General features: G+C 54.9%; 17 protein-coding genes. 14 read left to right on the forward strand and 3 right to left on the reverse strand.

The genetic code is table 11. The annotated features are described in order from the left end of the window. Window positions 1-86: 86 nt before the first annotated feature. Window positions 87-719 (reverse strand): glutathione S-transferase family protein, encoded by a 633-nt coding sequence (locus BS29_RS17275; RefSeq protein ID WP_229954866.1) that lies wholly within the window; start codon window positions 717-719, stop codon window positions 87-89. A 137-nt stretch (window positions 720-856) separates the two neighbouring features. Here BS29_RS17275 and BS29_RS17280 point away from each other — a divergent pair, with 137 nt between their 5' ends. The 3 genes from BS29_RS17280 to BS29_RS17290 all read left to right on the forward strand — a co-directional run bounded on the left by BS29_RS17280 (window position 857) and on the right by BS29_RS17290 (window position 3,604). Continuing rightward, window positions 857-1,459 (forward strand): phosphoribosyltransferase, encoded by a 603-nt coding sequence (locus tag BS29_RS17280; protein WP_229954867.1) that lies wholly within the window; start codon window positions 857-859, stop codon window positions 1,457-1,459. 2 nt (window positions 1,460-1,461) lie between these two features. Beyond that, on the forward strand, window positions 1,462-2,496 hold the full coding sequence (locus BS29_RS17285) for an adenosine deaminase (RefSeq protein ID WP_229954868.1): 1,035 nt from the start codon (window positions 1,462-1,464) through the stop codon (window positions 2,494-2,496). A 91-nt stretch (window positions 2,497-2,587) separates the two neighbouring features. Next, window positions 2,588-3,604, forward strand: coding sequence for an SDR family NAD(P)-dependent oxidoreductase (locus tag BS29_RS17290; RefSeq protein ID WP_229954869.1), 1,017 nt, complete (start codon window positions 2,588-2,590; stop codon window positions 3,602-3,604). Here the strand turns inward: BS29_RS17290 and BS29_RS17295 are convergent, their stop codons facing one another. Further along, window positions 3,605-4,189: an NADPH-dependent FMN reductase gene (locus BS29_RS17295; RefSeq protein WP_229954870.1), complete on the reverse strand. Its 585-nt coding sequence runs from the start codon at window positions 4,187-4,189 to the stop codon at window positions 3,605-3,607. Between the two features lie 183 nt (window positions 4,190-4,372). On the opposite strand from BS29_RS17295, the gene BS29_RS17300 reads away from it, so the two are divergent. From BS29_RS17300 to BS29_RS17350, 11 genes are all read left to right on the forward strand, one after another. Then, window positions 4,373-5,533 carry an acyl-CoA dehydrogenase family protein gene (locus BS29_RS17300; protein ID WP_229954871.1) on the forward strand — a complete coding sequence of 387 codons (1,161 nt, stop codon included), beginning with the start codon at window positions 4,373-4,375 and terminating at the stop codon, window positions 5,531-5,533. A gap of 190 nt (window positions 5,534-5,723) precedes the next feature. Beyond that, a complete protein-coding gene (locus BS29_RS17305) occupies window positions 5,724-6,938 on the forward strand; it encodes an acetyl-CoA C-acetyltransferase (protein ID WP_109355995.1) in 1,215 nt (404 codons plus the stop codon). Between the two features lie 54 nt (window positions 6,939-6,992). Beyond that, entirely contained in the window at window positions 6,993-9,182 is a 2,190-nt protein-coding gene (locus BS29_RS17310) for a 3-hydroxyacyl-CoA dehydrogenase NAD-binding domain-containing protein (RefSeq protein WP_229954872.1), read from the forward strand. A 127-nt stretch (window positions 9,183-9,309) separates the two neighbouring features. Then, window positions 9,310-11,142 (forward strand): acyclic terpene utilization AtuA family protein, encoded by a 1,833-nt coding sequence (locus BS29_RS17315; RefSeq protein WP_229954873.1) that lies wholly within the window; start codon window positions 9,310-9,312, stop codon window positions 11,140-11,142. A 2-nt stretch (window positions 11,143-11,144) separates the two neighbouring features. Continuing rightward, complete coding sequence (locus tag BS29_RS17320; protein ID WP_229954874.1) at window positions 11,145-12,767, forward strand: acyl-CoA carboxylase subunit beta; 1,623 nt, start codon at window positions 11,145-11,147, stop codon at window positions 12,765-12,767. Next, the gene (locus BS29_RS17325) at window positions 12,764-13,576 is read left to right on the forward strand and encodes an enoyl-CoA hydratase/isomerase family protein (protein ID WP_229954875.1); all 813 of its coding nucleotides are present in this window, start codon (window positions 12,764-12,766) and stop codon (window positions 13,574-13,576) included. The genes BS29_RS17320 and BS29_RS17325 overlap by 4 nt, the downstream gene beginning before the upstream one ends. 10 nt (window positions 13,577-13,586) lie before the next feature. Further along, window positions 13,587-15,599: an acetyl/propionyl/methylcrotonyl-CoA carboxylase subunit alpha gene (locus BS29_RS17330; RefSeq protein WP_229954876.1), complete on the forward strand. Its 2,013-nt coding sequence runs from the start codon at window positions 13,587-13,589 to the stop codon at window positions 15,597-15,599. Then, window positions 15,599-16,741, forward strand: coding sequence for an NAD(P)H-dependent flavin oxidoreductase (locus BS29_RS17335; RefSeq protein WP_229954877.1), 1,143 nt, complete (start codon window positions 15,599-15,601; stop codon window positions 16,739-16,741). Before BS29_RS17330 ends, BS29_RS17335 begins: the two co-directional genes overlap by 1 nt. 13 nt (window positions 16,742-16,754) lie before the next feature. Further along, window positions 16,755-17,909 carry a CaiB/BaiF CoA transferase family protein gene (locus BS29_RS17340; protein WP_229954878.1) on the forward strand — a complete coding sequence of 385 codons (1,155 nt, stop codon included), beginning with the start codon at window positions 16,755-16,757 and terminating at the stop codon, window positions 17,907-17,909. Continuing rightward, a complete protein-coding gene (locus BS29_RS17345; protein WP_229954879.1) occupies window positions 17,909-18,727 on the forward strand; it encodes a TIGR03084 family metal-binding protein in 819 nt (272 codons plus the stop codon). The genes BS29_RS17340 and BS29_RS17345 overlap by 1 nt, the downstream gene beginning before the upstream one ends. A 73-nt stretch (window positions 18,728-18,800) precedes the next feature. Beyond that, a complete protein-coding gene (locus tag BS29_RS17350) occupies window positions 18,801-20,441 on the forward strand; it encodes an acyl-CoA synthetase (RefSeq protein WP_229954880.1) in 1,641 nt (546 codons plus the stop codon). On the opposite strand, the gene BS29_RS17355 is transcribed toward BS29_RS17350, so the two are convergent. Further along, window positions 20,438-21,529, reverse strand: a complete 1,092-nt coding sequence (locus BS29_RS17355) for an NAD(P)/FAD-dependent oxidoreductase (RefSeq protein WP_229954881.1) — start codon at window positions 21,527-21,529, stop codon at window positions 20,438-20,440. The genes BS29_RS17350 and BS29_RS17355 overlap by 4 nt on opposite strands. Window positions 21,530-21,561 lie beyond the last annotated feature (32 nt).

Raw genomic sequence — 21,561 nt, forward strand, 5'->3', positions numbered from 1 at the left:
GCCCTAGGGATCACTTGTTCCAAAAATATGCGTTGTTCGTGACTCTGCTATGACGGAGCTATTGCATTTTTATTGTGCCGCCGATCTCAACGCATGGCGAAACTATATTCTCCGCCTTTTTCAAGGCCTCGTTGATAAGCTGGCCGGGATTGTATCTCTTTAACAAATGCGGCCAGCTTTGGATGGGTTTCCGCGCGGCCTTGGGCAATCGCCACCTCCGCCGGGAAGCTAAGCATGAAATCGGCGGCGCTGAGGCTATCACCAATGAAATGTCCTGACGGGCTGAGTTCGCTTTCCATAAAATCAAAGTGGCTGGTGAGCTGTTCATTGATCCGCGGCATCAGCGGCGCACCCGCCTCTTCCAGACGGCCAACATAAAGGTTCAATAAAATCGGTGTCATCGCCGACCCCTCGGCAAAATGCATCAGTTCGAGATGACGGATATAATCATCCGTCCCGCGCTCTGGAACATATTGGCTGCCACCATGATGCGCGCAAACATGTTCAACAATTGCGCCGGATTCGATGATCATGCGGCCATCATCTTCAATCATTGGCGACTTGCCCAAGTGATGCAGTGCAGTCAGGCTAGGCGGAGCCTGATTGGTTACGGAATCGCGTTGGTGATGGCGGATTTCATAGGGGCAGCCGATTTCTTCAAGCAGCCATAATATCCGCTGAGACCGTGAATTGTTGAGATGGTGGACGATCAGTGTCATTTTTGGCTCTCCGGGAAATATGGGTTTATCATGTTTGAAACAGCGGCTACTTATCTTCCTGCATAATGCTAATGCGATAATATCCTAGGATTTTATTGCGATGGCATTCCCCAAGGCTGTCGGAGAATGTGATCAATATGACCCCAGAAACATCTATCACAAAAACCTACATAACCGCCGACGCCTTGTTGTCGGACAGCTTTCGGCTGGGCATGCAGATATTGAAAAGCGATTTTTCGCCGACCCATATTGTCGGCATCTGGCGCGGCGGTGCACCGGTAGGCATTGCGGTGCAGGAGATATTGGAATTTCATGGCGTCTCGACGGATCATATTGCCATAAGGACATCTTCCTATTCCGGTATTGATAAGCAGGAACGGTCGGTACGGGTATTTGCACTCGGCTATTTGATCGACACGCTGAACCCCGAAGACAATTTGCTGATTGTCGATGATGTATTCGACAGCGGTCGGAGCATCGAAGCGTTCCTGAAAGAGCTTGGTGAGCGATGCCGTCACAATATGCCCCGAGATGTTCGCGTGGCTACGGTTTACAGCAAGCCTTCGCGCAACAAGACAGCCCTGAATCCTGATTTCTTCATCCACGAAACCGAGGACTGGCTGATCTTTCCGCATGAACTGGACGGGCTGACCAAAGAAGAGATTTGCGCAAACAAGCCGGATGCTGCGATTATCTTTGATGAAGAAGAAATCCCCAACCCTGTCATGATCAAGAGCTAGATATGTCCTTTGCATCCCCAGAACAGCGTCAGGCCTTTATTGCCGGTATCCCGAAAGCAGAACTGCATTTGCATATCGAAGGCTCGCTTGAACCGGAAATGATGTTCGCGCTGGCCCAGCGTAACGCCATCGATATTCCATTCGCCTCCGCCGAAGAGGTCCGCAAAGCCTATGCTTTTTCCAACCTGCAGGATTTTCTCGATATCTATTATCAGGGGATGAATGTCCTGCGCACCGAGCAGGATTTCTATGACCTGACCATGGCCTATTTCCAGCGTATCCACGCTGACAACGCCATACATGCCGAGATATTCTTTGATCCGCAGGGTCATACCGAGCGCGGAGTTACCTTTTCAACCGCAATAGACGGCATATTACGCGCAATGGATGATGCGCAGTCAGACCTGAATATATCATCGCAGCTGATCATGTGCTTCCTGCGTCACTTGAGCGAAGAAGATGCGCTCGCAACGCTGGAAGAGGCAGCACCCTATCTGGATAGAATATCCGGGGTCGGGCTTGATTCATCCGAACTGGGTCATCCGCCTTCCAAATTTGCGAAGGTCTTTGCCAAGGCCAAAGCCCTTGGCCTCAAGGCAGTGGCCCATGCCGGCGAAGAAGGGCCACCGGACTATGTCTGGGAAGCTCTGGACGTTTTGAAAATCGAGCGGATGGATCACGGCAACCGGTCACTGGAAGATCCTCGGCTTGTTGAAAGACTGCAAGACAATCAAATGACGCTAACTGTCTGTCCGTTATCTAATCTGTCGTTGTGCGTGGTGAATGACCTCAAGGACCATCCGTTGAAAAAGATGCTCGGCCTTGGCCTGCGCGCCACCGTCAATTCCGACGACCCATCCTATTTTGGCGGATATCTCAATGATAATTACGAGGCGACGGCATCTGCCCTGGACCTCGACAAGGATGACATTATCGCGCTAGCTAAAAATAGTTTCCGCGGATCGTTTCTCGACGAGGAAACCATAGCGCAATCCCTTCGTAATATTGACGACTATGTTGCCCGATTTGATGGATAAACGGGCTGAACCGAAGTCACTCCATTGGAAATCTGTATTTTTTGCTGTTACTGCGCAGGAATATGATCCCGAATGACCGAGGAATGAATCTATGAACCAAATGGATGATCAATCGGGTCGTTCGGACACCATATTGGTTACCGGTGCTGCAGGGTTTATCGGCCACGCGGTTTCTCAACAGCTGATCGCGCGCGGAGAGAGCGTTATCGGCATCGATAATCTGAATGACTATTATGATCCGAAGCTAAAAGCGGCACGGCTTGAAAATCTGCAGGAATTGCCAGGGTTTGAATTTGCGGAACTGGATGTCTCGGATGCCGAGGGCGTGCGTAAACTGGTGGAAGATAATGGCGTGAAACGCATCATCCATCTCGCTGCGCAAGCCGGCGTGCGCTATAGTATTGAAAATCCGTTTGCCTATCAAAAGTCCAATCTGGAAGGCCATTTAAGCCTGCTCGAAGCGAGCCGTCATGCGCCCGATTTCGAGCATCTGGTCTACGCGTCTTCCAGTTCAGTCTATGGCGACAAACCCATGGGCGGAGAGGGTTTTGTTGAAGAAGAACCGGCGGTTGACCCAGTATCGCTCTATGCCGCTACCAAACGCTCCTGCGAATTGATGAGCGCATCTTATGCAAAGCTTTACGGTTTTCCCCAAACAGGACTGCGCTTTTTCACCGTCTATGGCCCCTGGGGCCGGCCGGATATGGCCTATTTCGGCTTTACCAAAAAGATCCTCGCTGGCGAGCCTATTGAAGTTTACGGCGAAGGCAAAATGGCACGGGATTTCACTTATATTGATGACATTGTTGACGGCATTTTGGGGTCGCTGGACAATCCACCAGCCTCTGGCGAACATCGGGTATTGAATATCGGTGACAGCCGGCCGGTCGGTCTGATGGAAATGATCAAAGCCTTAGAACAGGCCCTCGGCATGGAAGCAGAGAAAATCATGCGGCCCATGCAGCCCGGCGATGTCACAGCGACCTATGCTGATGTGTCCAAGCTCCATGCGCTGACCGGTTATGAGCCGAAAGTCATGCTGGAAGATGGCTTGAAACGCTTTGTCAGTTGGTATCGGGATTTTTACGGCAACTTGCCGCCGGACTGATTATTGCGTCAGATATTGTCGCCGGTGCGAGCCGCGCATGACCTGCTGCGCGACGAGACGAAGTTGCTCATTGACCGCTTCATCTGCGCAGACACCGTCTTTAAAGATGCCGCCTGAGGCGTTTATTCCAACGCCCAAAGGAGTCGGCCAACCGCGCAGCGCATGAACGATCGACCGCATCGCAGCCAACGTTGAGCCAGTGGCTTGCCACCCATAAGCGGTAACGATCAGTCCAACCGGCAAACCATCCAGATAGACCCGCTCATCACCAGCGGTTTCCTCGATATAATCGACAGCATTTTTGACCAGGCCGGAGATCGTACCGTGATAGCCCGGGCTCGCCAAGATTATGCCATCGGCACGACGAACGGCTTTGACGAGCGCCTTGCCCGTCTCGTTTAATCCCGCCGGGTCAGAACGATAATGTGGCAGGGCACAAAGCTTGGCTGATCCAAACAATTCCGTTTCAGCGCCAGCATCGGCAGCGGTCTTTAGCGCAATCGCCAATGCCTGTTCGGTCGAGCTATATGGGTTGGTCGTTCCACCAAGGCCCAGGATAAAGGGTTTGTCGTCGTTTTTCGCCATGGACACTCTTAACAAGCCTTTTCAAATAATTGCAACGGTCAACTATGGCGCGAGATCATGGTCAAAAGAACAGGTTGCCGGGTCCAGTTAAGCCGTGTTTTAATTGACCGATTAAAACGAATTCGTTATCGCGACCTGCAATGACAATGATGATGAACCGCTAAATATTGAAGGACTTCTCCCATGCGTAAATTTACCGAAGAACAGCATATGTTCCGCGATGCCTATCGGCGCTTTCTCGCCGATGAGGTTGCACCGCGGATGGATGAATTCCGTGAGGCCGGGATTGTCGACCGCGAAATTTTCAAGAAAGCCGGTGATCAGGGCTTCCTGATGATCTGGCCGGATGAGAAATATGGCGGCATGGGTGACAATGATTTCCGCTATGAGCAGATCATTATCGAAGAAACCACCCGTGCGGGCTGCGCCGAATGGTATAATACGCTGCACAGCCGCCTCGTTGGGCCCTATTTCAAGAATATCGGAAACGAGGAGCAGCGTGAGCGCTTCTTGCCCAAATGCGTCAGCGGCGAAACCATATTGGCGGTCGCCATGACCGAGCCCGGCGCAGGTAGCGATCTTTCGGGCATGAAATCCACGGCCACCGATATGGGCGATCATTGGGTGCTGAACGGCTCCAAAACCTATATTTCCAATGGCATTAACGCTGATGTCGTGATTGTCGCTGCAAAAATGGCAGGCGTCGACGACAAGCATGCCATGGTCTTGCTGATTGTTGAGCGCGGCATGGATGGGTTTGAGCGCGGCCAGAATATGGAGAAAATCGGACTGCATGCGCAGGACACGGCCGAGCTTTTCTTCAACAACGTCAAAATTCCGAAAGAGAACCAGCTCGGTACACCGGGCAAGGGATTTGTCCATCTGATGGAAGGCTTGGCCGAGGAACGACTGATCGGCATGGTCGGTTATGGCGCTTCTGCGCGCCGGGCCTTCGACGTGACCCGCGAATTTGTCATGGAACGCGATGTCTTCGGCAAGAAGCTGTCGGACATGCAGAACACCCAGTTCAAGATGGCAGAGATGGATGCCAAGATCGATATGCTGCAGGTCTATATCGACCATTGCGTCGAAGTGCATAACCAAGGCGGGCTCAACGCCAATATCGCGGCGAAGGGCAAGATGCTTGGCAGTGAAATTGAATGGGAAATGGCGGATCTGGGCCTGCAATTGCATGGCGGCGCGGGCTATATGAAGGAATATGAGATCAGCCGCATCTTCACCGATGCACGGATGAGCCGTATCTATGCCGGCAGCAGCGAGATCATGCGCTATATTGTTGGGCGCGATGTCTTCAGCCAGAAATATCAAAGCATCCTGGAATAGGGCCTGTCTCGAACAAGGTTCTGGCTTGAATAGGCCATCGCCTCGGTTAGACTGACCAGAAGCACAAGAAAGACAAGGCGAGTCGCCTATCTTTCGCGATTGACGTTTACGTAAACTGCTTGACTGTGCTGCAGCGCAACATTAGCTATGCATTTAATAGTTCAGATTTTTTCAAAATAAGGAATATCGCATGACCGAAGCCTATATTTATGACGCTGTGCGCAGCCCGCGCGGGAAAGGCCGCAGCGACGGCAGCTTGCACGAAATCACCGCTCTTGATCTCGCATCCCAGGTGCTCGCGTCGGTCAATGACCGCAACGAACTGGACGGTCATGAAGTCGAAGATATTGCTTATGGCTGCGTCTCTCCCGTGGGTGAGCAAGGCGCCGTGATCAGCCGTATGGCAGCCCTCAAAGCGGGCTATGCCGACACAACCTCCGCGATTCAGGTTAACCGTTTCTGCGGTTCCGGCCTCGAAGCAGTGAACATCGCAGCCGGCAAGGTAAAATCGGGCGAAGCCGATCTGGCCGTTGGCGGCGGCGTTGAGTCGATGTCCCGCATCCCGATGGGCAGCGACGGTCTCGGCGGTATGGCTGACCCGACTCTGGTCTTTCAGGAATATTTCGTGCCGCAGGGCATTTCTGCCGACCTGATCGCCACCAAATATGGCTATAGCCGCGATGATGTCGACGCCTATGCGGTCGAGAGCCAGAAACGCGCTGGCAAAAGCTGGGAAGAAAAGCGGTTCGAAAAATCCATCCTGCCGATCAAGGATGTCATTGGCGAAACCGTTCTCGACCATGACGAGTTGATGCGCCCCGAAACCGACATGCAGTCTTTGGGTTCGCTCAACCCTGCCTTCCAGATGATGGGAGAGCAGATGCCCGGCTTTAACGATGTCGCGATCCTCAAACATCCTGATGTCGAGAAAATGAATCACGTCCACCATGCCGGCAACAGCTCCGGTATCGTTGATGGTGCCGCAGCCGTGCTGATCGGTAACGAAGAAGCGGGCACAAAATATGGCCTGAAACCTCGGGCGCGGATTGTCTCCATGGCTTCGATCGGATCTGAGCCAACCATCATGCTGACCGGCCCTGAATTTGCTGCCCAAAAAGCGCTTAAGCGCGCGGGCATGGATGCCAGCGATATTGACGTGTGGGAATTGAACGAGGCATTTGCTGCCGTGGTCCTGCGCTTCATGGAAGCGATGAATGTCGATCATAGCGATATCAATGTGAATGGCGGCGCGATTGCCATGGGCCATCCTTTGGGTGCGACCGGTGCGATGATCCTCGGTACGGTGCTGGACGAGCTGGAGCGCTCCAACAAACAGACCGCTTTGTCGACGCTGTGCATCGGCGGCGGCATGGGCATTGCCACCATCATTGAGCGAGTGAACTAAAGCGCGGCGACAGCCTCCAATCACTCCAATCCCATATTTAGCAGGACAAAATACATGACTTACGAAACACTCACCGTCGATATTGACAGCGATGGCATTGCCCTTGTCACCATCGACCTTCCCGGCCAGTCGATGAACGTCTGGAATGAAGGCTTGATGGCCGACTTCCCGAAATTCGTCGACGAGCTGATTGCCAATGACGATATCAAAGGCGCTGTGATTACCTCAGGCAAGAAATCCGGTTTCCTCGCCGGTGCCGACCTCAACATGCTTGGCTCTTCCAAGGCCGAAACGATGAAAGAAGCGTTTGAACAAGCCTGGGGATTGAACGCCATCTTGCGCAAGATGGAAACGGGCGGCAACAACGCGAAAGACCTGCTCAAAGGCAAGGCGCATGCGAAACCGGTTGCCTGCGCCATTAACGGTCTGGCTCTGGGCGGCGGTCTGGAACTGGCTCTGGCCTGCCACTATCGCGTCTGTGCCGATCATCCGAAATTGCAGCTCGGCCTTCCTGAAGTTCAAGTTGGCCTGCTACCCGGTGGCGGCGGAACCCAGCGTCTGCCGCGCCTTGCAGGATTGCAAGCTGCTGGCATGGCGATCATGATGGGTCAGCCGATGAACCCGCAGGCGGCGCTTGCGCAGAAGATTGTCGATGAAGTCGTCCCTGCCGAAGACGTTGTCGCCAAGGCCAAAGAGTGGGTCAAAGCCAATCCGAAAGCCTCTGCTCCTTGGGACAAGAAAGGCTGGAAATTCCCTGGTGGTGCCGGTTCCATGGACCCACGCGCTGTGCCGCTTTACCTCGGTTCTTCGGCAATGGCGCTGAAACAGAGCAAGGGCAATTACGAAGCGGTTAAGGCGATCCTGTCCTGCCTTTATGAAGGTTCGATGCTGCCCATCGATACCGCGCTCAAAGTGGAAAGCAAATATTTCACCAAGCTGCTCTCCGGCCCACAAGCCAAGAACATGATCCGCACTTTGTTTGTGAACAAGCAGGCGGCGGACAAAGGCGCTATGCGTCCCGAAGGCGTTCCGCCTACCGATCTCAAGACAGTCGGCGTTCTCGGCGCTGGTCTGATGGGCTCAGGCATCACCCATGTGACGGCCAAGGGCGGCATGAATGTCATCGTCCTCGACCGCAATATGGAAGAAGCGCAAAAGGCGATCGACTATAGCCAGAAGATTGTCGACAAAGGCGTGAAGCGCGGCAAGATGACGCAGGAAAAAGCCGATGCCTTCATGGCCCGGATCACCCCGACCGATAATTATGACGATCTCAAAGATGTCGACCTGATTATCGAAGCGGTGTTTGAACGTCCCGATGTCAAAGCCGACGTGATCAAGAAAACCGAAGCAGTCATTGGCAAGGATGTGGTCTTCGCCTCCAACACCTCCACGCTTCCAATCACGGGTCTCGCAAAAAACAGCGAACGGCCGGATCAGTTTATCGGCATGCACTTTTTCTCACCAGTTGAGAAAATGCCATTGCTGGAAATCATCCCCGGCGAAGAAACTGGTGACAAGGCCTTGGCGGTAGCGCTTGATTATAATGCGCGGATTCGCAAGACACCGATTGTCGTGAAAGATGTCCGCGGTTTCTATACCAACCGCGTCTTCCCGCCATATGCCAATGAAGCAACAATGATGGTGGCCGAAGGTGTGAACCCGGCGCTGATTGAAAATGCCGCCATTTCCATGGGAATGCCTATCGGTCCGCTGGCAATTGTCGATGAAACCACCTTGCAACTGGGTTACGACATCATGACGTCAACCAAGGAAGAAATGGGCGACGCCTATATTCCTAGCGGGACCGAGGACCTGATGGAGTTGATGGTCAAGAAGATCGACCGTCGCGGCCGTCGTTTCGGTGGCGGTTTCTATGAATATGCCGATGATGGTTCCAAGAAACTATGGCCCGGCCTGAAAGAGCATTTCCCGCTCGCCGAAAACCAGCCAACGGTTGAGGAAGTCAAACAGCGGTTGATGTACATCCAGCTGATTGCCACGGCGCAATGTTTTGACGAAGGTGTGGTCTCCGATCCGCAATCCGCTGATCTTGGCGCGATATTCGGTTGGGGCTTTGCACCATGGACCGGCGGTCCGATGAGCCATATTGATACCATCGGCGTCGATAATTTTGTGCGCACCGCCGATATGCTCGCCCAAAAATATGGCGAGCGGTTCAAGCCGCCGATGAGTTTCCGTGAAAAAGCGGACGCGGGCGAGAGCTTTTACAAAGCGGCATAAGCCACGTTAACAGAAGAACGAAAAAGGGCTCCCTCACCGGAGCCCTTTTTTATGCTCCGCTAGGGGACAATAACGGGTTGATAAGTCGCGCAACTTGACCCAAGTTGGTTTCAGGAGAGACCAGTATATGACGGCTGACAAGATGATACGGATTGGCGGGGCCAGTGGCTTTTGGGGCGAGTCCGATATGGCTGTGCCGCAACTTCTGAAAGCGGCAGAGACTGGCAGCGGTCTGGATTATATTGTCTTCGATTATCTGGCGGAAATCACCATGTCGATCATGGCGCGGGCGCGGGCCAAAAATCCGGACCTGGGCTATGCGACGGATTTCGTCTCCGCGGTGATCAAACCGCATATTGGTGCCATTGCGAAACAGGGTATCAAGCTGATTTCCAACGCAGGCGGGACCAATCCTGTCGCATGCGCGGCAGCGGTGCAGGCGGTGATTGCAGATGCCGGACTGGATCTTAAAGTCGCCGTGGTGACGGGCGATGACCTTACATCCCGGGCAGCAGAATTTTCCAGTCGCCGCGAAATGTTTTCGGGCGAAGCATTTCCGGACCCGGAAAATATCGCCAGCATCAACGCCTATCTCGGCGCTTTTCCGATTGCAGCCGCGCTCGATCAGGGCGCGGATATTGTGATCACCGGCCGCTGTGTTGATAGTTCGGTGACATTGGGGGCCTGCATCCATGAATTTGGTTGGAGCCGTGATGACCTGAACCAGCTGGCGGGGGCAAGCCTGGCCGGGCACATATTGGAATGTGGGCCACAAGCGACCGGCGGCAATTTCACCGATTGGGAAAGTATTGCGGACAGCATGGACAATGCCGGTTATCCTATTGCGGAAATTTCCGGGGACGGCAGCTTCATCGCCACCAAGCCGGAAGGCACAGGCGGTATCGTCAATATCGGCACGGTCGGCGAGCAGATGCTCTATGAAATTGGCGATCCGCAAGCGTATATGTTGCCGGACGTGGTTTGCGATTTCAGCGCGGTGACTTTGGAGCAGCTGAGCGATAATCGCGTCGCCGTTTCCGATGCCATCGGTCATGCCGCGCCGGATAGCTACAAGACCTGTGCCACCTACTCCGATGGCTGGAAAATGGTCGCACCTTTTTTCTTCATCGGCATGGATGCGAAAAGAAAAGCGGAAAGCTTTGCCAAAAATGCACTGAAGCGGACACGGACCAAATTGCGCGCTTCCAATGCCGGTGATTTTGATGAGGTGCTGATTGAGACACTGGGCGACGATAGTCATTTCGGAGCGTTTGGGCAGGCTGCGGAAACCCGTGAACTGGTTCTGAAAATCGGCGTCAAACATCGCGATCCCCAAGCAACCATGTTGCTGCTCAAGGAAGCAACTGGTATGGGCCTTGCGACGCCTCCCGGGCTGGCGCTGTTCGCTGGTGGGAGGCCTAAGCCCTCTCCGGTTGTACGGTTGTTTTCCTTGCTGGTACCTAAATCCGAAGTTTCTATTTCGGTGACGGTTGGCGATGGTAGCCAAGAATTTGCCGAAGCCAAGGGAGCAGCTTTTGATGCCGCATCTATCCAACGCCCTGATCCTCCTGCGCGTCCTGGCAACACAGAGCCGATGACAGAGGTGCCTCTGATCGCTCTTGCCTGGGGCCGGTCCGGAGACAAAGGTGACAAATCCAATATCGGCATCTTGCCGCGCGATCCCAAATTCGCGCCCTATATCTGGGCGGCGCTGAGCGAAGATATGGTGCGCGAACGCTTTGCCCATTTCCTGGCGAAACCCGAAGCATCGGACAGCGTGGAGCGTTTCTATATGCCCGGCACCGGCGCGATCAATTTTCTGCTCCATGACATTCTCGGCGGCGGCGGGGTTGCATCCATGCGCAATGATCCGCAGGGTAAGAGCTATGCCCAGATCCTGCTCGCCGCTCCCGTTTCCATACCGCAATCACTCCAATCTTCTTTGGCAAAGGCGCTTTGAACATGCCCCAGTTTAAATCGAAAATATCCACCAGTTCCGAAAGCTTTGTCCAGAACCGCAAGGATATGCTGGCGCTGATTGAACAATTGCGCAGCCTGGAAGAGCGCGCCGTGGCGGCATCCGAAAAACGCCGCCCGACTTTTGAAAAACGTGGCCAGCTAACCCCGCATGAACGGCTGATCCGGCTGCTCGATCCCGGCATGCCGTTTTTACAGCTTTATAATATGGCCAATTATCTGGTTGAGGATCCCAATCCCGACACCAGCATTCCTGGTGGCAGCGTTATTCTGGGCATAGGTTTTGTCAAAGGTGTGCGTTGCATGATCTGGGTCGATGATAGCGGTATTCGCGCGGGCGCGGCGACAACCGGCGGCTGGGATGCGTCAAAGGGCGCGCAAAAAATGGCGCAGGATTTGAAATTGCCCTTCATCCATCTCGTCGAGAGCGCGGGCGCGAACCTGATGGAATATAAGGTTGAGCTATGGGCCTATGGTGGGATGCTGTTCCGCAATCTCGCCTGGCTGAGCGCGGCAGGTATCCCGACCATGGTCGTGCTGCACGGTCCTTCAACCGCTGGCGGCGCTTATATGCCGGGCATGTCGGATTATGTGATTGGCGTGCGCGACAATGGCATGGCGGCCTTGGGCGGTGCGGCCTTGGTCCACGCGGCGACAGGCGAAGTGGCGGACGATCGTGAACTGGGTGGCACGGAAATGCACGCGAGTACCACCGGCACCGTCGAATATCTGGCGGATGATGATGCGCACGGTATCGAGATTGCCCGCGACACGATGGGACGGATTGACTGGAACAAGAATACCGCGCCGATCCGGCAAAATGACTATGCAGAACCCGTCTATGATATTGACGAAATAGCGGGCATTGTGCCCACCGACTACACCATCCCCTATGATGTGCGCGAAGTCGCGGCGCGGATTGTCGATGGATCAGACTTTGAAGAATTTAAAAGCCGCTATGGGCCCGGCACCGTCTGTGTGCAGGCAAGCATCATGGGCCATGCGGTCGGTCTGATTGGGAATAATGGCCCGTTCGATCCCGAGGCCGCGGCCAAGGCTACCCACTTCTTCCAGCTTTGTGACCAGTCGGAACTGCCGATCATCTTCCTGAACAACACAACCGGCTATATTGTCGGCACGGAGTCCGAACATAAGGGCATGATCAAGCTGGGCAGCAAGATGATCCAGGCCGTGTCCAATGTGCGCGTGCCGAAACTCTCGCTCTATATTGGCGCAAGCTTTGGTGCAGGCAATTACGGGATGAGCGGTGTGGCCTTTGAACCGGATTTTCTCTTCTCATGGCCCAATGCCAAAACCGGTGTGATGGCTGGGGCCTCCGCTGCGAATACCATGAGCCATGTCGCGAAGGTCCAGGCGCAGCGCAAAGGTATCGAGCCCGACGAAGAAGCCATTGCCAAACAGAACCAGCGCATCCGGGATATTTTTGAAGCGCAGGAAAGTGCTTTCTTCACTTCCGGGCGCGTACTCGACCATGGCGTGATCGACCCGCGGGATACGCGCAAGGTGCTTGGCTTTGCGCTGGAGACGATTTTTGAATCACAAAACCGCACGCTTCACCCCAATGCTTTCGGAGTGGCACGGATATGACCCAGCTCCCTGAAACCGAGACACTAAAACTGGAACTCAAACAAGGCTGGCTCACCATCTGGTTCAACCAGCCGGACAATCGCAATGCCCTGAGCGACGCCTTGGTGGCAGAATTAGCCTCTGTTTTAAAAGGCGTTCGTGATGATCGTGCGGTCCGCGGCATCACCCTGCGCGGACGCGGCGGGGTGTTTTGTGCAGGGGCCGACCTGAAGAATTTCAAAGAGAATTTTCAGGCAAGTGGCAACCGCGAAGCGACCATCACGATGTCGATGGGAGCGGCGGAAATATTCGACCTGGTCAACACCGCGCCGCAAGTGGTCATCGTGCTGATCGAGGGCGCGGCGATGGCGGGCGGCTTTGGCCTGTCCTGCTGCGCCGACGTGGTCATCTGCGAATCCGGCGCCCGTTTTGCGATGACCGAAACAGCCATTGGCGTGACCCCGGCACAGATATCGCCCTTTGTTATTCAAAAGCTTGGTTATGCAACCGGCCGCCGATTGATGCTGACCGCCGCGCGCTTTGACGGCACGCAGGCGCATGAACTGGGTTTTGCCGATTTCATTGCGGACGATGTGCCGGGATTGGAAGCCATCGAGATGCAGCTCAGAAAACAAGTACTCGGTGCTGCACCAGGCGCTGTGGCGGCCACCAAAGAATTGCTGGGCCAGATTGCCGGAAAACCGCGTGACGAGGTCATCCGCCTCGCCGCCGAGAATTTTGCCGACCGAATGGTCAGCGACGAAGCCAAAGAGGGCGTCGCCTCCTTCTTTGAAAAGCGCAAACCCAATTGGGTCGTGAAGCCGGAATAAGGAACCAGAGATGACACAAATATCCACCCTCCTTGTTGCCAATCGCGGCGAAATTGCCTGCCGCGTCATGCGCACGGCCAAGGCGCAGGGCATCCGAACTGTAGCGGTCTATTCCGACGCCGACGCCGATGCGCCGCATGTTCGGCAAGCCGATGACGCAGTGCATATCGGTCCTGCACCGGTCAATGAATCCTACCTGCTGATTGACACGATCATACAGGCGGCGAAGGATAGCGGCGCGGACGCCATCCATCCCGGCTATGGTTTTCTGTCGGAAAATGCCGCTTTTTCGCAAGCCTGTGCCGACGCAAATATCATCTTTGTCGGACCGCCGGAGAAAGCCATTGATGTGATGGGTGACAAGGCACGATCCAAGCGTGCGATGATCGAGGCCGGTGTGCCTTGCGTCCCTGGCTATCAGGATGATGACCAGTCCGATGCCACATTGGTTGCCGAAGCCGCGAAAATTGGTGTGCCGCTGATGGTCAAGGCGGCCGCGGGCGGTGGTGGTCGCGGCATGCGCCTGGTCCATGATCAGGATGAGGTTCCCAATGCGATCAAACTCGCGCGATCGGAAGCGGAAAACGCTTTCGGAAACGGTGAACTGATCCTTGAAAAAGCGATTATCAAACCGCGCCATGTCGAGATTCAGGTTTTTGCCGACAGCCATGGCAACACTATCCATCTGGGCGAACGCGATTGCTCGGTTCAGCGGCGGCATCAAAAAGTTATTGAAGAAGCGCCCTGCCCGGTGATGACCGAAGAGCTTCGCGCCGAAATGGGTGCAGCAGCGGTGGAGGCCGCCCGCGCGGTCGACTATCGCGGCGCGGGTACGGTGGAATTTCTGCTCGATCAATCCGGCAGCTTCTACTTTCTCGAAATGAACACGCGGCTGCAGGTTGAACATCCAGTCACCGAAGAAATAACCGGCCTCGATCTCGTCGCGCTGCAGCTCAAGGTTGCGCAAGGCGAACCACTGGGGGTCGCGCAGGATGATGTCACCCTTACCGGCCATGCGATGGAAGTGCGGCTCTATGCCGAAGATCCTGCTGATGATTTCCTGCCCAGCACCGGTTATATCGACCTATGGCATCCTTCGGAAATGGCCCGCATCGATAGCGGCATCGCCACCGGCGGCGAAGTTTCTCCTTTCTATGACAGCATGGTCGCCAAGATCATCACCCACGGCGCAACCCGTGAAGATGCGCGGCGGCAAATGGTCAAAGCCTTGTCCCAGACTGCCCTGTTCGGTCCGAAAACCAATCGCGACTTCCTGATCGATGCACTCGGCAAACAGGATTTTATCGATGGTCAAGCGACGACCGCTTTCATCGCCGAAAATTATGGCGAAGAAGGCGTTGATCTCGGCGCCCATGACTTTGATGCTTTTGCCATTGCGGCGGTGCTGCAACATAAATTGCGCCAACAGGCGGCGCATGGATTGGCCCTCAACGTCAATCCGGAAATGCTTGATTGGTCGACCAATGCCAACCTGCAAACCGTGACTCAATATGCGAGCCTTGGCGAAGCAACTGACAGTGATGGCGCCATTCATGTGCATGTGAAACAGCCTGGCCATTATCATGTCGAAGGTGCTGGACAAGAGGTGCAGATTGCGCTGCTGGCCATCACCGGTGACACAGCGAAATTGCGGGTCAACGGTCGCACGGTCGATGCCATTTATCATTCGGGCGGTCGCAATCTGCATCTCGCGCTGCCGCAGCGATCGCTGTCGGTGACCGACATGACCGGCCTCAGCGCGATGGAAGATATGGCTGGCGGCGGCACGGTGGTTGCACCGATGCACGGACTATTACTTGAGATACTCGTCGAGCAAGGCGCGGCTGTGGCAAAAGGCGACAAGCTGGCGGTTTTGGAAGCGATGAAGATGCAACATGAGATTTTGGCGGAGATTGACGGCACCGTCGAAACCGTTGCGGCTGCCGCCGGAAACCAGATTGCGGCTGATGACCTGATCATGGAAATTACCGCTGATGAGGCGGGCGAAGAGGAAGACGCGTAATGAAAAACCCGATTTGCGACATGTTGGGAATTGAGTTCCCGCTCGTCGCGTTCAGCCATTGCCGCGATGTTGTCGCAGCCGTTTCGAAAGCAGGCGGCATGGGGGTTTTTGGCGGCGTCAACTGCACGCCCGAAACGCTTGAAGAGGAACTGAGCTGGATTGACGATCATGTCGATGGCAAGCCTTATGGCCTCGACATCATCGTGCCCAACAAGGTTGAGGGCAAAGGCGAGCAGATCGATGTCGACACCACGCTGGCCATGATTCCCGATAAACATAAGCAATTTTCCAAAGACATAATGGCGCGTCATGGCGTCGATCCCGGTGATCTCGAAGAGCTTCGCCGGGAACATGCTGTCGGTGCAGACAATCTGCGCGGCGGCAATGCGGGTGCCTTGCTGGAAGTGGCCTTTCGGCATCCGATCAAGCTGATCGCCAATGCGCTTGGTATTCCGCCGCAGGTCATGACCGATATGGGCCGGGAACATGGCGTACCGGTCGCCGCGCTTATCGGCACCAAGGAACATGCGATGAGTCAGGTCGCCGCTGGCGTCGATATCCTGATCGCGGTGGGCGGCGAAGCGGGCGGTCATACCGGCGATGTTGCAACCATGGTGCTGATCCCAGAAGTCTGCAATGCCTTGCGCGATATTGGTGATGATACACCGGTGCTGGCTGCGGGCGGTATCGCCACCGGATCGCAGATGGCCGCCGCTATGGCCATGGGCGCAAGCGGTGTGTGGTGCGGCTCGGTCTGGCTGACCACGGCAGAGGCAGAGACCAACCCGGTCGTGAAAGAAAAAATGCTCAGCGCCACATCGCGCGATACGGTACGGGCACGCTCCCGCACCGGTAAGCCGTCGCGGCAATTGCGGTCGCCCTGGACCGATGCCTGGGAAGCGGAAGACGCACCCAATCCGTTGCCTATGCCTTTGCAATCATTAGTGGCAGAACCACCGCTCCGCTCCATCGACAAATTGAGTCAGGGCGACAATCAGGGCGCAAAAGATCTGGCAACCTATTGGGTTGGCCAAGGCGTCGGCCTGATGAACCAGCCAATGTCCACCGCGCAGGTTGTCCAAGGATTCAAGGAAGATTTTATCGCTGCCTATGAAAGGCTTGCCGCCAATCTGGAAGAATGAACCGGGAGACAATATGGCAGAGGTGACAGCACAACAACCGCTGGCCGGGATCAAGGTCGTGGAATTTTCGACGATGATTACCGCGTCCCTCGCCACGATGATGTTCGCGCAGCAAGGGGCGGACGTCATCAAGGTGGAGCCACCCGGCATTGGTGATCCGATGCGCTGGCTCGGCAGCCGCAAGGAAAGCATCTCCGGCCTGTTCAACAATTGCAATCGTGCCAAGCGCTCGATCACACTGGACCTGAAAACCGAAGAAGGCGTCGCCACGGCCCGCAAGCTGTGCCTTGATGCCGATATTGTCATCCACAATTATCGCCCCGGTGTGATGCAGCGACTGGGCCTCGACAGTGAAAGTCTGCGCGCCGAAAAACCAGCTTTGATCTACTGCGCCATTACCGGCTTTGGCCGCGATGGACCGATGGCGGATCGCCCCGCCTATGATCATGTCATGCAGGCCATGGCCGGTTTTATGGGAACGCAGGGTCACCCCGACGGTTTTGCCTATGTGAAGACTTTGCTGTGTGACAAGCTGACCGCCTATACCGCAGCCCAAGCCATAACGGCGGCGTTATTTGCGCGCGAGCGCAACAGCGAAGGACAGCATATAGATCTGTCGATGCTGGCGAGCTGCATTGCTTTTCTGTGGCCCGACGGCGGCATGCACCTGACCTTGATGGACGAAGATGCGATCCATGCTGCACCCTTTGCCGACTATTATCAGATGCCGCTGCGCACCACTGACGGCGCCATTGCCTATGCCGCAATGAGTGACGAGCATTGGCAAGTCGTGTTTGAAATGGTTGGCCGCGAAGATCTGAAGTCGGAAGAAAAATACCAAGGTCTCGAAAATCGTAGCATGCATATGGCCGAGCTTGCGCAAATTGTTTCCAGCGAACCGCCGCGCCATGATACCGATACGATGATTGCGGGCCTGACCAAAGGCGATGTGCCGGCTGCGCCTTGTTTGCGCCTCGACGATGTGAAATCACATGCGCAGATCGTGGCCATTGAAGCGTTTGAAGAACAGGATCATCCGCTGCTCGGCACCATCCATAATGCTGCGTCACCGGTGCATATCAATGGCCAGAAACTGCCCGCTACGGGACCGAGCCCGGCATTGGGCGAGCATAGCGAAGAAATATTGCAGGACATAGGAACCAAATAATGATGGAGCAAGCACAGGATTTTCTCGACGAAAGCGAAGCGATATACGCGCTCGTCAAAGATCTTTCCGACGAGCAGATGGAGCAGGAAACCGGATTCAAGCAATGGACGATCAATGCGATACTCCGGCACCTGCATATCTGGAACATGGCGGCCTATTGGTCACTGACAGCGCCGGAAAAATTCCATGGCTTTTTCAAAGAGGCGATGGGCGCAATGAAAGAGAACGCGAAAAAGGGCCAGACGTCGATGCGCTTTTTTGAAGCGGATTATCTCGACAACTTGTCCGGTGCTGCGCTGGTGAAAACCTGGCGCGAATTCTATCAGAAAATGGCACCGGAATTTGGCGCCGCCGATCCCGCCATGCGGGTCGAATGGGCCGGTCCGTCGATGAGTGTGCGCTCCTCCATAACCGCGCGGCTGATGGAAAACTGGTCCCATGCGCAGGCCATTTATGATGTGCTGGGCCTGAAACGCGAAAATGCGGATCGCATCCGCAACATCGTGATGATCGGCCTCAACACCTATGGCTGGACGTTCAAAGTCAATGGCGAAGAAGCGCCGGAGCCTGTGCCCTATCTCAAGCTGACCGCCCCTTCCGGTGCAGTCTGGGACTATGGGGAAGAAAGCGCGGAAGAGCGGATTGAAGGACTGGCCGAAGAGTTTTGCCAGGTCGTCACACAGACCCGTAATATCGCGGACACCAGCTTGAAGGTGACGGGGCCCAATGCGACCCGCTGGATGGCCATTGCGCAATGTTTCGCCGGCGGTGCAGAAAAACCACCCGCTCCAGGCACGCGTTCTATCAAAACGGGATAATTAAATCTATCGCGTCTATCTATTGTGAATCGGCTTTTTCTGATTATGTTCAAAAGAAAAAGGAGAGATTCGCATGAGCTGGCAGATGGCCGATATCTGGGAAAATATTGCCCGGGCGATACCTGACAAACCCGCCATTGTTGAGGGCGACAAGCGTTATAGCTGGGCGGAATATGAAGAGCGCGCGGCAAAGCTTGCGCAAGTCTATACAGATCATGGCCTGCAACCCGGCGCCAAGCTCTCCATCTACGCCTATAATTGCGCCGAATATATGGAAGCGCAATTTGCCGCGTTCAAAGCGCGTATCTGCCCGGTTAATGTCAATTATCGCTATCTTGAAGCGGAGCTGACTCATGTGATCAACAACAGCGACAGCGAGGCTTTGGTATATCACGCACAGTTCGCACCGCGCGTGGCAGCAATCAAAGACCGGCTGGAACATGTGAAACTCTTCCTGGAAATTGATGATGGTTCCCGCGAGCATCTCGAAGGCGCCGTGGATTATGAAACGGCTTTGAATGCCGCACAGCCCATGCCGGTTATCCCGCGCTCGGGCGAGGATCTCTACATGCTCTACACTGGTGGTACGACCGGCATGCCCAAGGGCGTGATGTATGATCATCAGACATTTTCCAGTGCCTTGTTCACCAAGGGTTTCGAGATGCGGGAAATGTCTATTCCCGAAGGCGCCGAAGGTTTCGGGCCGTTGGTTCAAGCGCTTCACGCAGCGGGCGCGACCAGTCGCGGCATTCCGGCTTGCCCCCTGATGCATGGGACCGGCATGTGGATTGGCGCGATGATTCCGCACGCGTTAGGCGGTTGTGTCGTGCTGTTCAACAACCGGCATTTTGACCCGCATGCCCTGTGGAAACTGGCTGACGACGAAAAGGTCACTGACATTACCATCGTCGGCGATGTCTTTGCCAAACCCATGCTTGCGGCGCTGAATGATGCCAAGGAAGCCGGCAAGCCCTATGATTTATCGTCGGTCCAAATGATGGGATCATCCGGCGTGATGTGGTCGTCGGAGGTCAAGCAAGGCCTGCTCGACCATATCGAGATGGTGATTGTCGATAGCATGGGTTCAACCGAGGGCAGCATGGGTGCATCGGTCATGACCCGCGAGAATAGCAGTATTGTCAAAACCGCTAGCTTTGACATGGCCGACACCACCAAAATTCTGACCGAAGACGGAAAAGAGATACAGCCAGGTTCCGGCGAAATCGGTATGATCTGCAATGGTGGGATGGTTCCGATCGGCTATTATAAGGATGAGAAAAAGAGCGCCGAAACCTTCAAGACATTTGACGGTGTGCGCTATTCGATACCCGGTGATTTCGCGATGGTCGAGGCCGATGGCTCGGTCACTTTGCTCGGCCGCGGATCGGTCTGCATCAATAGCGGCGGCGAGAAGATATTCCCTGAAGAGGTCGAAGAAGCGCTCAAGACCCATGACAGTATCTATGACTGTCTGGTCGTCGGTGTGCCCGATGATCGCTTTGGAGAAAAAGTGACGGCCGTGTTGTCGCTCGCTAATGGACATGAGCTGGATGAAACCGTCTTGCATGATCATGTTCACGGCATATTGGCCGACTATAAAACGCCGCGCGCGTTCCTGGTCGTCGATGATGTACCGCGCGCTGCCAATGGCAAACCCGGCTACAAGGCTGCCAAGGAAGTCGCACTGAAAATGCTAGATATGCAGCCAGCCTAAGGCTTCCAGTCAAATTCTCGATGATAGCGCGGGATGAACAGTTTTTTGCCCTTGATCGTCGAAGTCGAAAACGGTCCTGTCACACCAAAAGGCAATGCGCCAGCGCCCTTATCTGGCCCCAATGGCAATAATATCAATGGCTTGGACCAAGGCTTATAGGGGTTGATATCTTCAAGCCGTTTGCCGCGCAAATGAGCTTTCAGGGCTTTTTTGAGCCAGCCCACCTGGCGGGTCAGCCCGACAATTGTCATCGTATCGCCAGTGCTGGCAATATCGCCCACGACGAACAGATCGGGATTGGCTGTTGGTCTCAGCCAGCCATCGACTTTCGCTCGCCCGCTTTCATCAAATGTCACATCCTCGAGTGCTCGCAACAGATCTGTTACCGGTTTCGACCCAATGACTGGAATCACCAGATCGGCATCAATCGGAAATCCGTCGGACAGTTTGATCTTGTTCTTGGTCGGCACGAACGGCGCATCGGTTTGTTTCAGATTTGCGATCCGTTCTCCCAACCGGACCTTCACGCCCAGCTCTCCCAATTGCCTTAGCATCGAACGCCCGAGCTTGGCTGGATAGTCCGGAAACAGATTTTCATCAGCAGAGATCAACGTGACCTGTTTCTCGGGCCGCGCGAAAGCGAGTTCACCGGCCAGCTCACTGCCCACAGCACCCGCGCCGACAATGGCGATATTTTTCGCCTTGTCGATCTGGTTGATGACCTGCTTGGCCTTGGTCAGAAAAGCAGCTTCATCGTCGCCCTGCATTTTAAACGGGGCCGCATAGGTTGAACCGGTGGCGATGACGATCATGTCACCGGCAATTTCGAACCCATCCTGCAATGTCGCAATATTGCCTTCAATCGAGGCCACGCGGCCGCGTATGATTTTGCCGTTTTTCAGCAACCCATCATAGGGAATGACAATCTCGTCCAGCAGCTCCGGTCGAGCCAAGGCGCGGATCATCGCGACATTATGCACCCATTTTTCACGCGGCTCGATCAAGGTGATATCGGCATGCTGATCCAGCTCCCGCGCCAGCATCGTTCCGGCATAACCGCCGCCAATGATTGTGATTTTTTTGGTCATGGGATGATTCATAAAGCCGTTTTCCGACGATA

The organism is Parasphingorhabdus litoris DSM 22379, assembly GCF_020906275.1.
GTDB lineage: Bacteria > Pseudomonadota > Alphaproteobacteria > Sphingomonadales > Sphingomonadaceae > Parasphingorhabdus > Parasphingorhabdus litoris.

Excerpts from the sequence above, each read along its gene's own strand:
- BS29_RS17275 (WP_229954866.1), bottom strand. The coding sequence starts at position 719 with ATGACACTGATCGTCCACCATCTCAACAATTCACGGTCTCAGCGGATA.
- BS29_RS17280 (WP_229954867.1), top strand. The coding sequence starts at position 857 with ATGACCCCAGAAACATCTATCACAAAAACCTACATAACCGCCGACGCC.
- BS29_RS17285 (WP_229954868.1), top strand. The coding sequence starts at position 1,462 with ATGTCCTTTGCATCCCCAGAACAGCGTCAGGCCTTTATTGCCGGTATC.
- BS29_RS17290 (WP_229954869.1), top strand. The coding sequence starts at position 2,588 with ATGAACCAAATGGATGATCAATCGGGTCGTTCGGACACCATATTGGTT.
- BS29_RS17295 (WP_229954870.1), bottom strand. The coding sequence starts at position 4,189 with ATGGCGAAAAACGACGACAAACCCTTTATCCTGGGCCTTGGTGGAACG.
- BS29_RS17300 (WP_229954871.1), top strand. The coding sequence starts at position 4,373 with ATGCGTAAATTTACCGAAGAACAGCATATGTTCCGCGATGCCTATCGG.
- BS29_RS17305 (WP_109355995.1), top strand. The coding sequence starts at position 5,724 with ATGACCGAAGCCTATATTTATGACGCTGTGCGCAGCCCGCGCGGGAAA.
- BS29_RS17310 (WP_229954872.1), top strand. The coding sequence starts at position 6,993 with ATGACTTACGAAACACTCACCGTCGATATTGACAGCGATGGCATTGCC.
- BS29_RS17315 (WP_229954873.1), top strand. The coding sequence starts at position 9,310 with ATGACGGCTGACAAGATGATACGGATTGGCGGGGCCAGTGGCTTTTGG.
- BS29_RS17320 (WP_229954874.1), top strand. The coding sequence starts at position 11,145 with ATGCCCCAGTTTAAATCGAAAATATCCACCAGTTCCGAAAGCTTTGTC.
- BS29_RS17325 (WP_229954875.1), top strand. The coding sequence starts at position 12,764 with ATGACCCAGCTCCCTGAAACCGAGACACTAAAACTGGAACTCAAACAA.
- BS29_RS17330 (WP_229954876.1), top strand. The coding sequence starts at position 13,587 with ATGACACAAATATCCACCCTCCTTGTTGCCAATCGCGGCGAAATTGCC.
- BS29_RS17335 (WP_229954877.1), top strand. The coding sequence starts at position 15,599 with ATGAAAAACCCGATTTGCGACATGTTGGGAATTGAGTTCCCGCTCGTC.
- BS29_RS17340 (WP_229954878.1), top strand. The coding sequence starts at position 16,755 with ATGGCAGAGGTGACAGCACAACAACCGCTGGCCGGGATCAAGGTCGTG.
- BS29_RS17345 (WP_229954879.1), top strand. The coding sequence starts at position 17,909 with ATGATGGAGCAAGCACAGGATTTTCTCGACGAAAGCGAAGCGATATAC.
- BS29_RS17350 (WP_229954880.1), top strand. The coding sequence starts at position 18,801 with ATGAGCTGGCAGATGGCCGATATCTGGGAAAATATTGCCCGGGCGATA.
- BS29_RS17355 (WP_229954881.1), bottom strand. The coding sequence starts at position 21,529 with ATGACCAAAAAAATCACAATCATTGGCGGCGGTTATGCCGGAACGATG.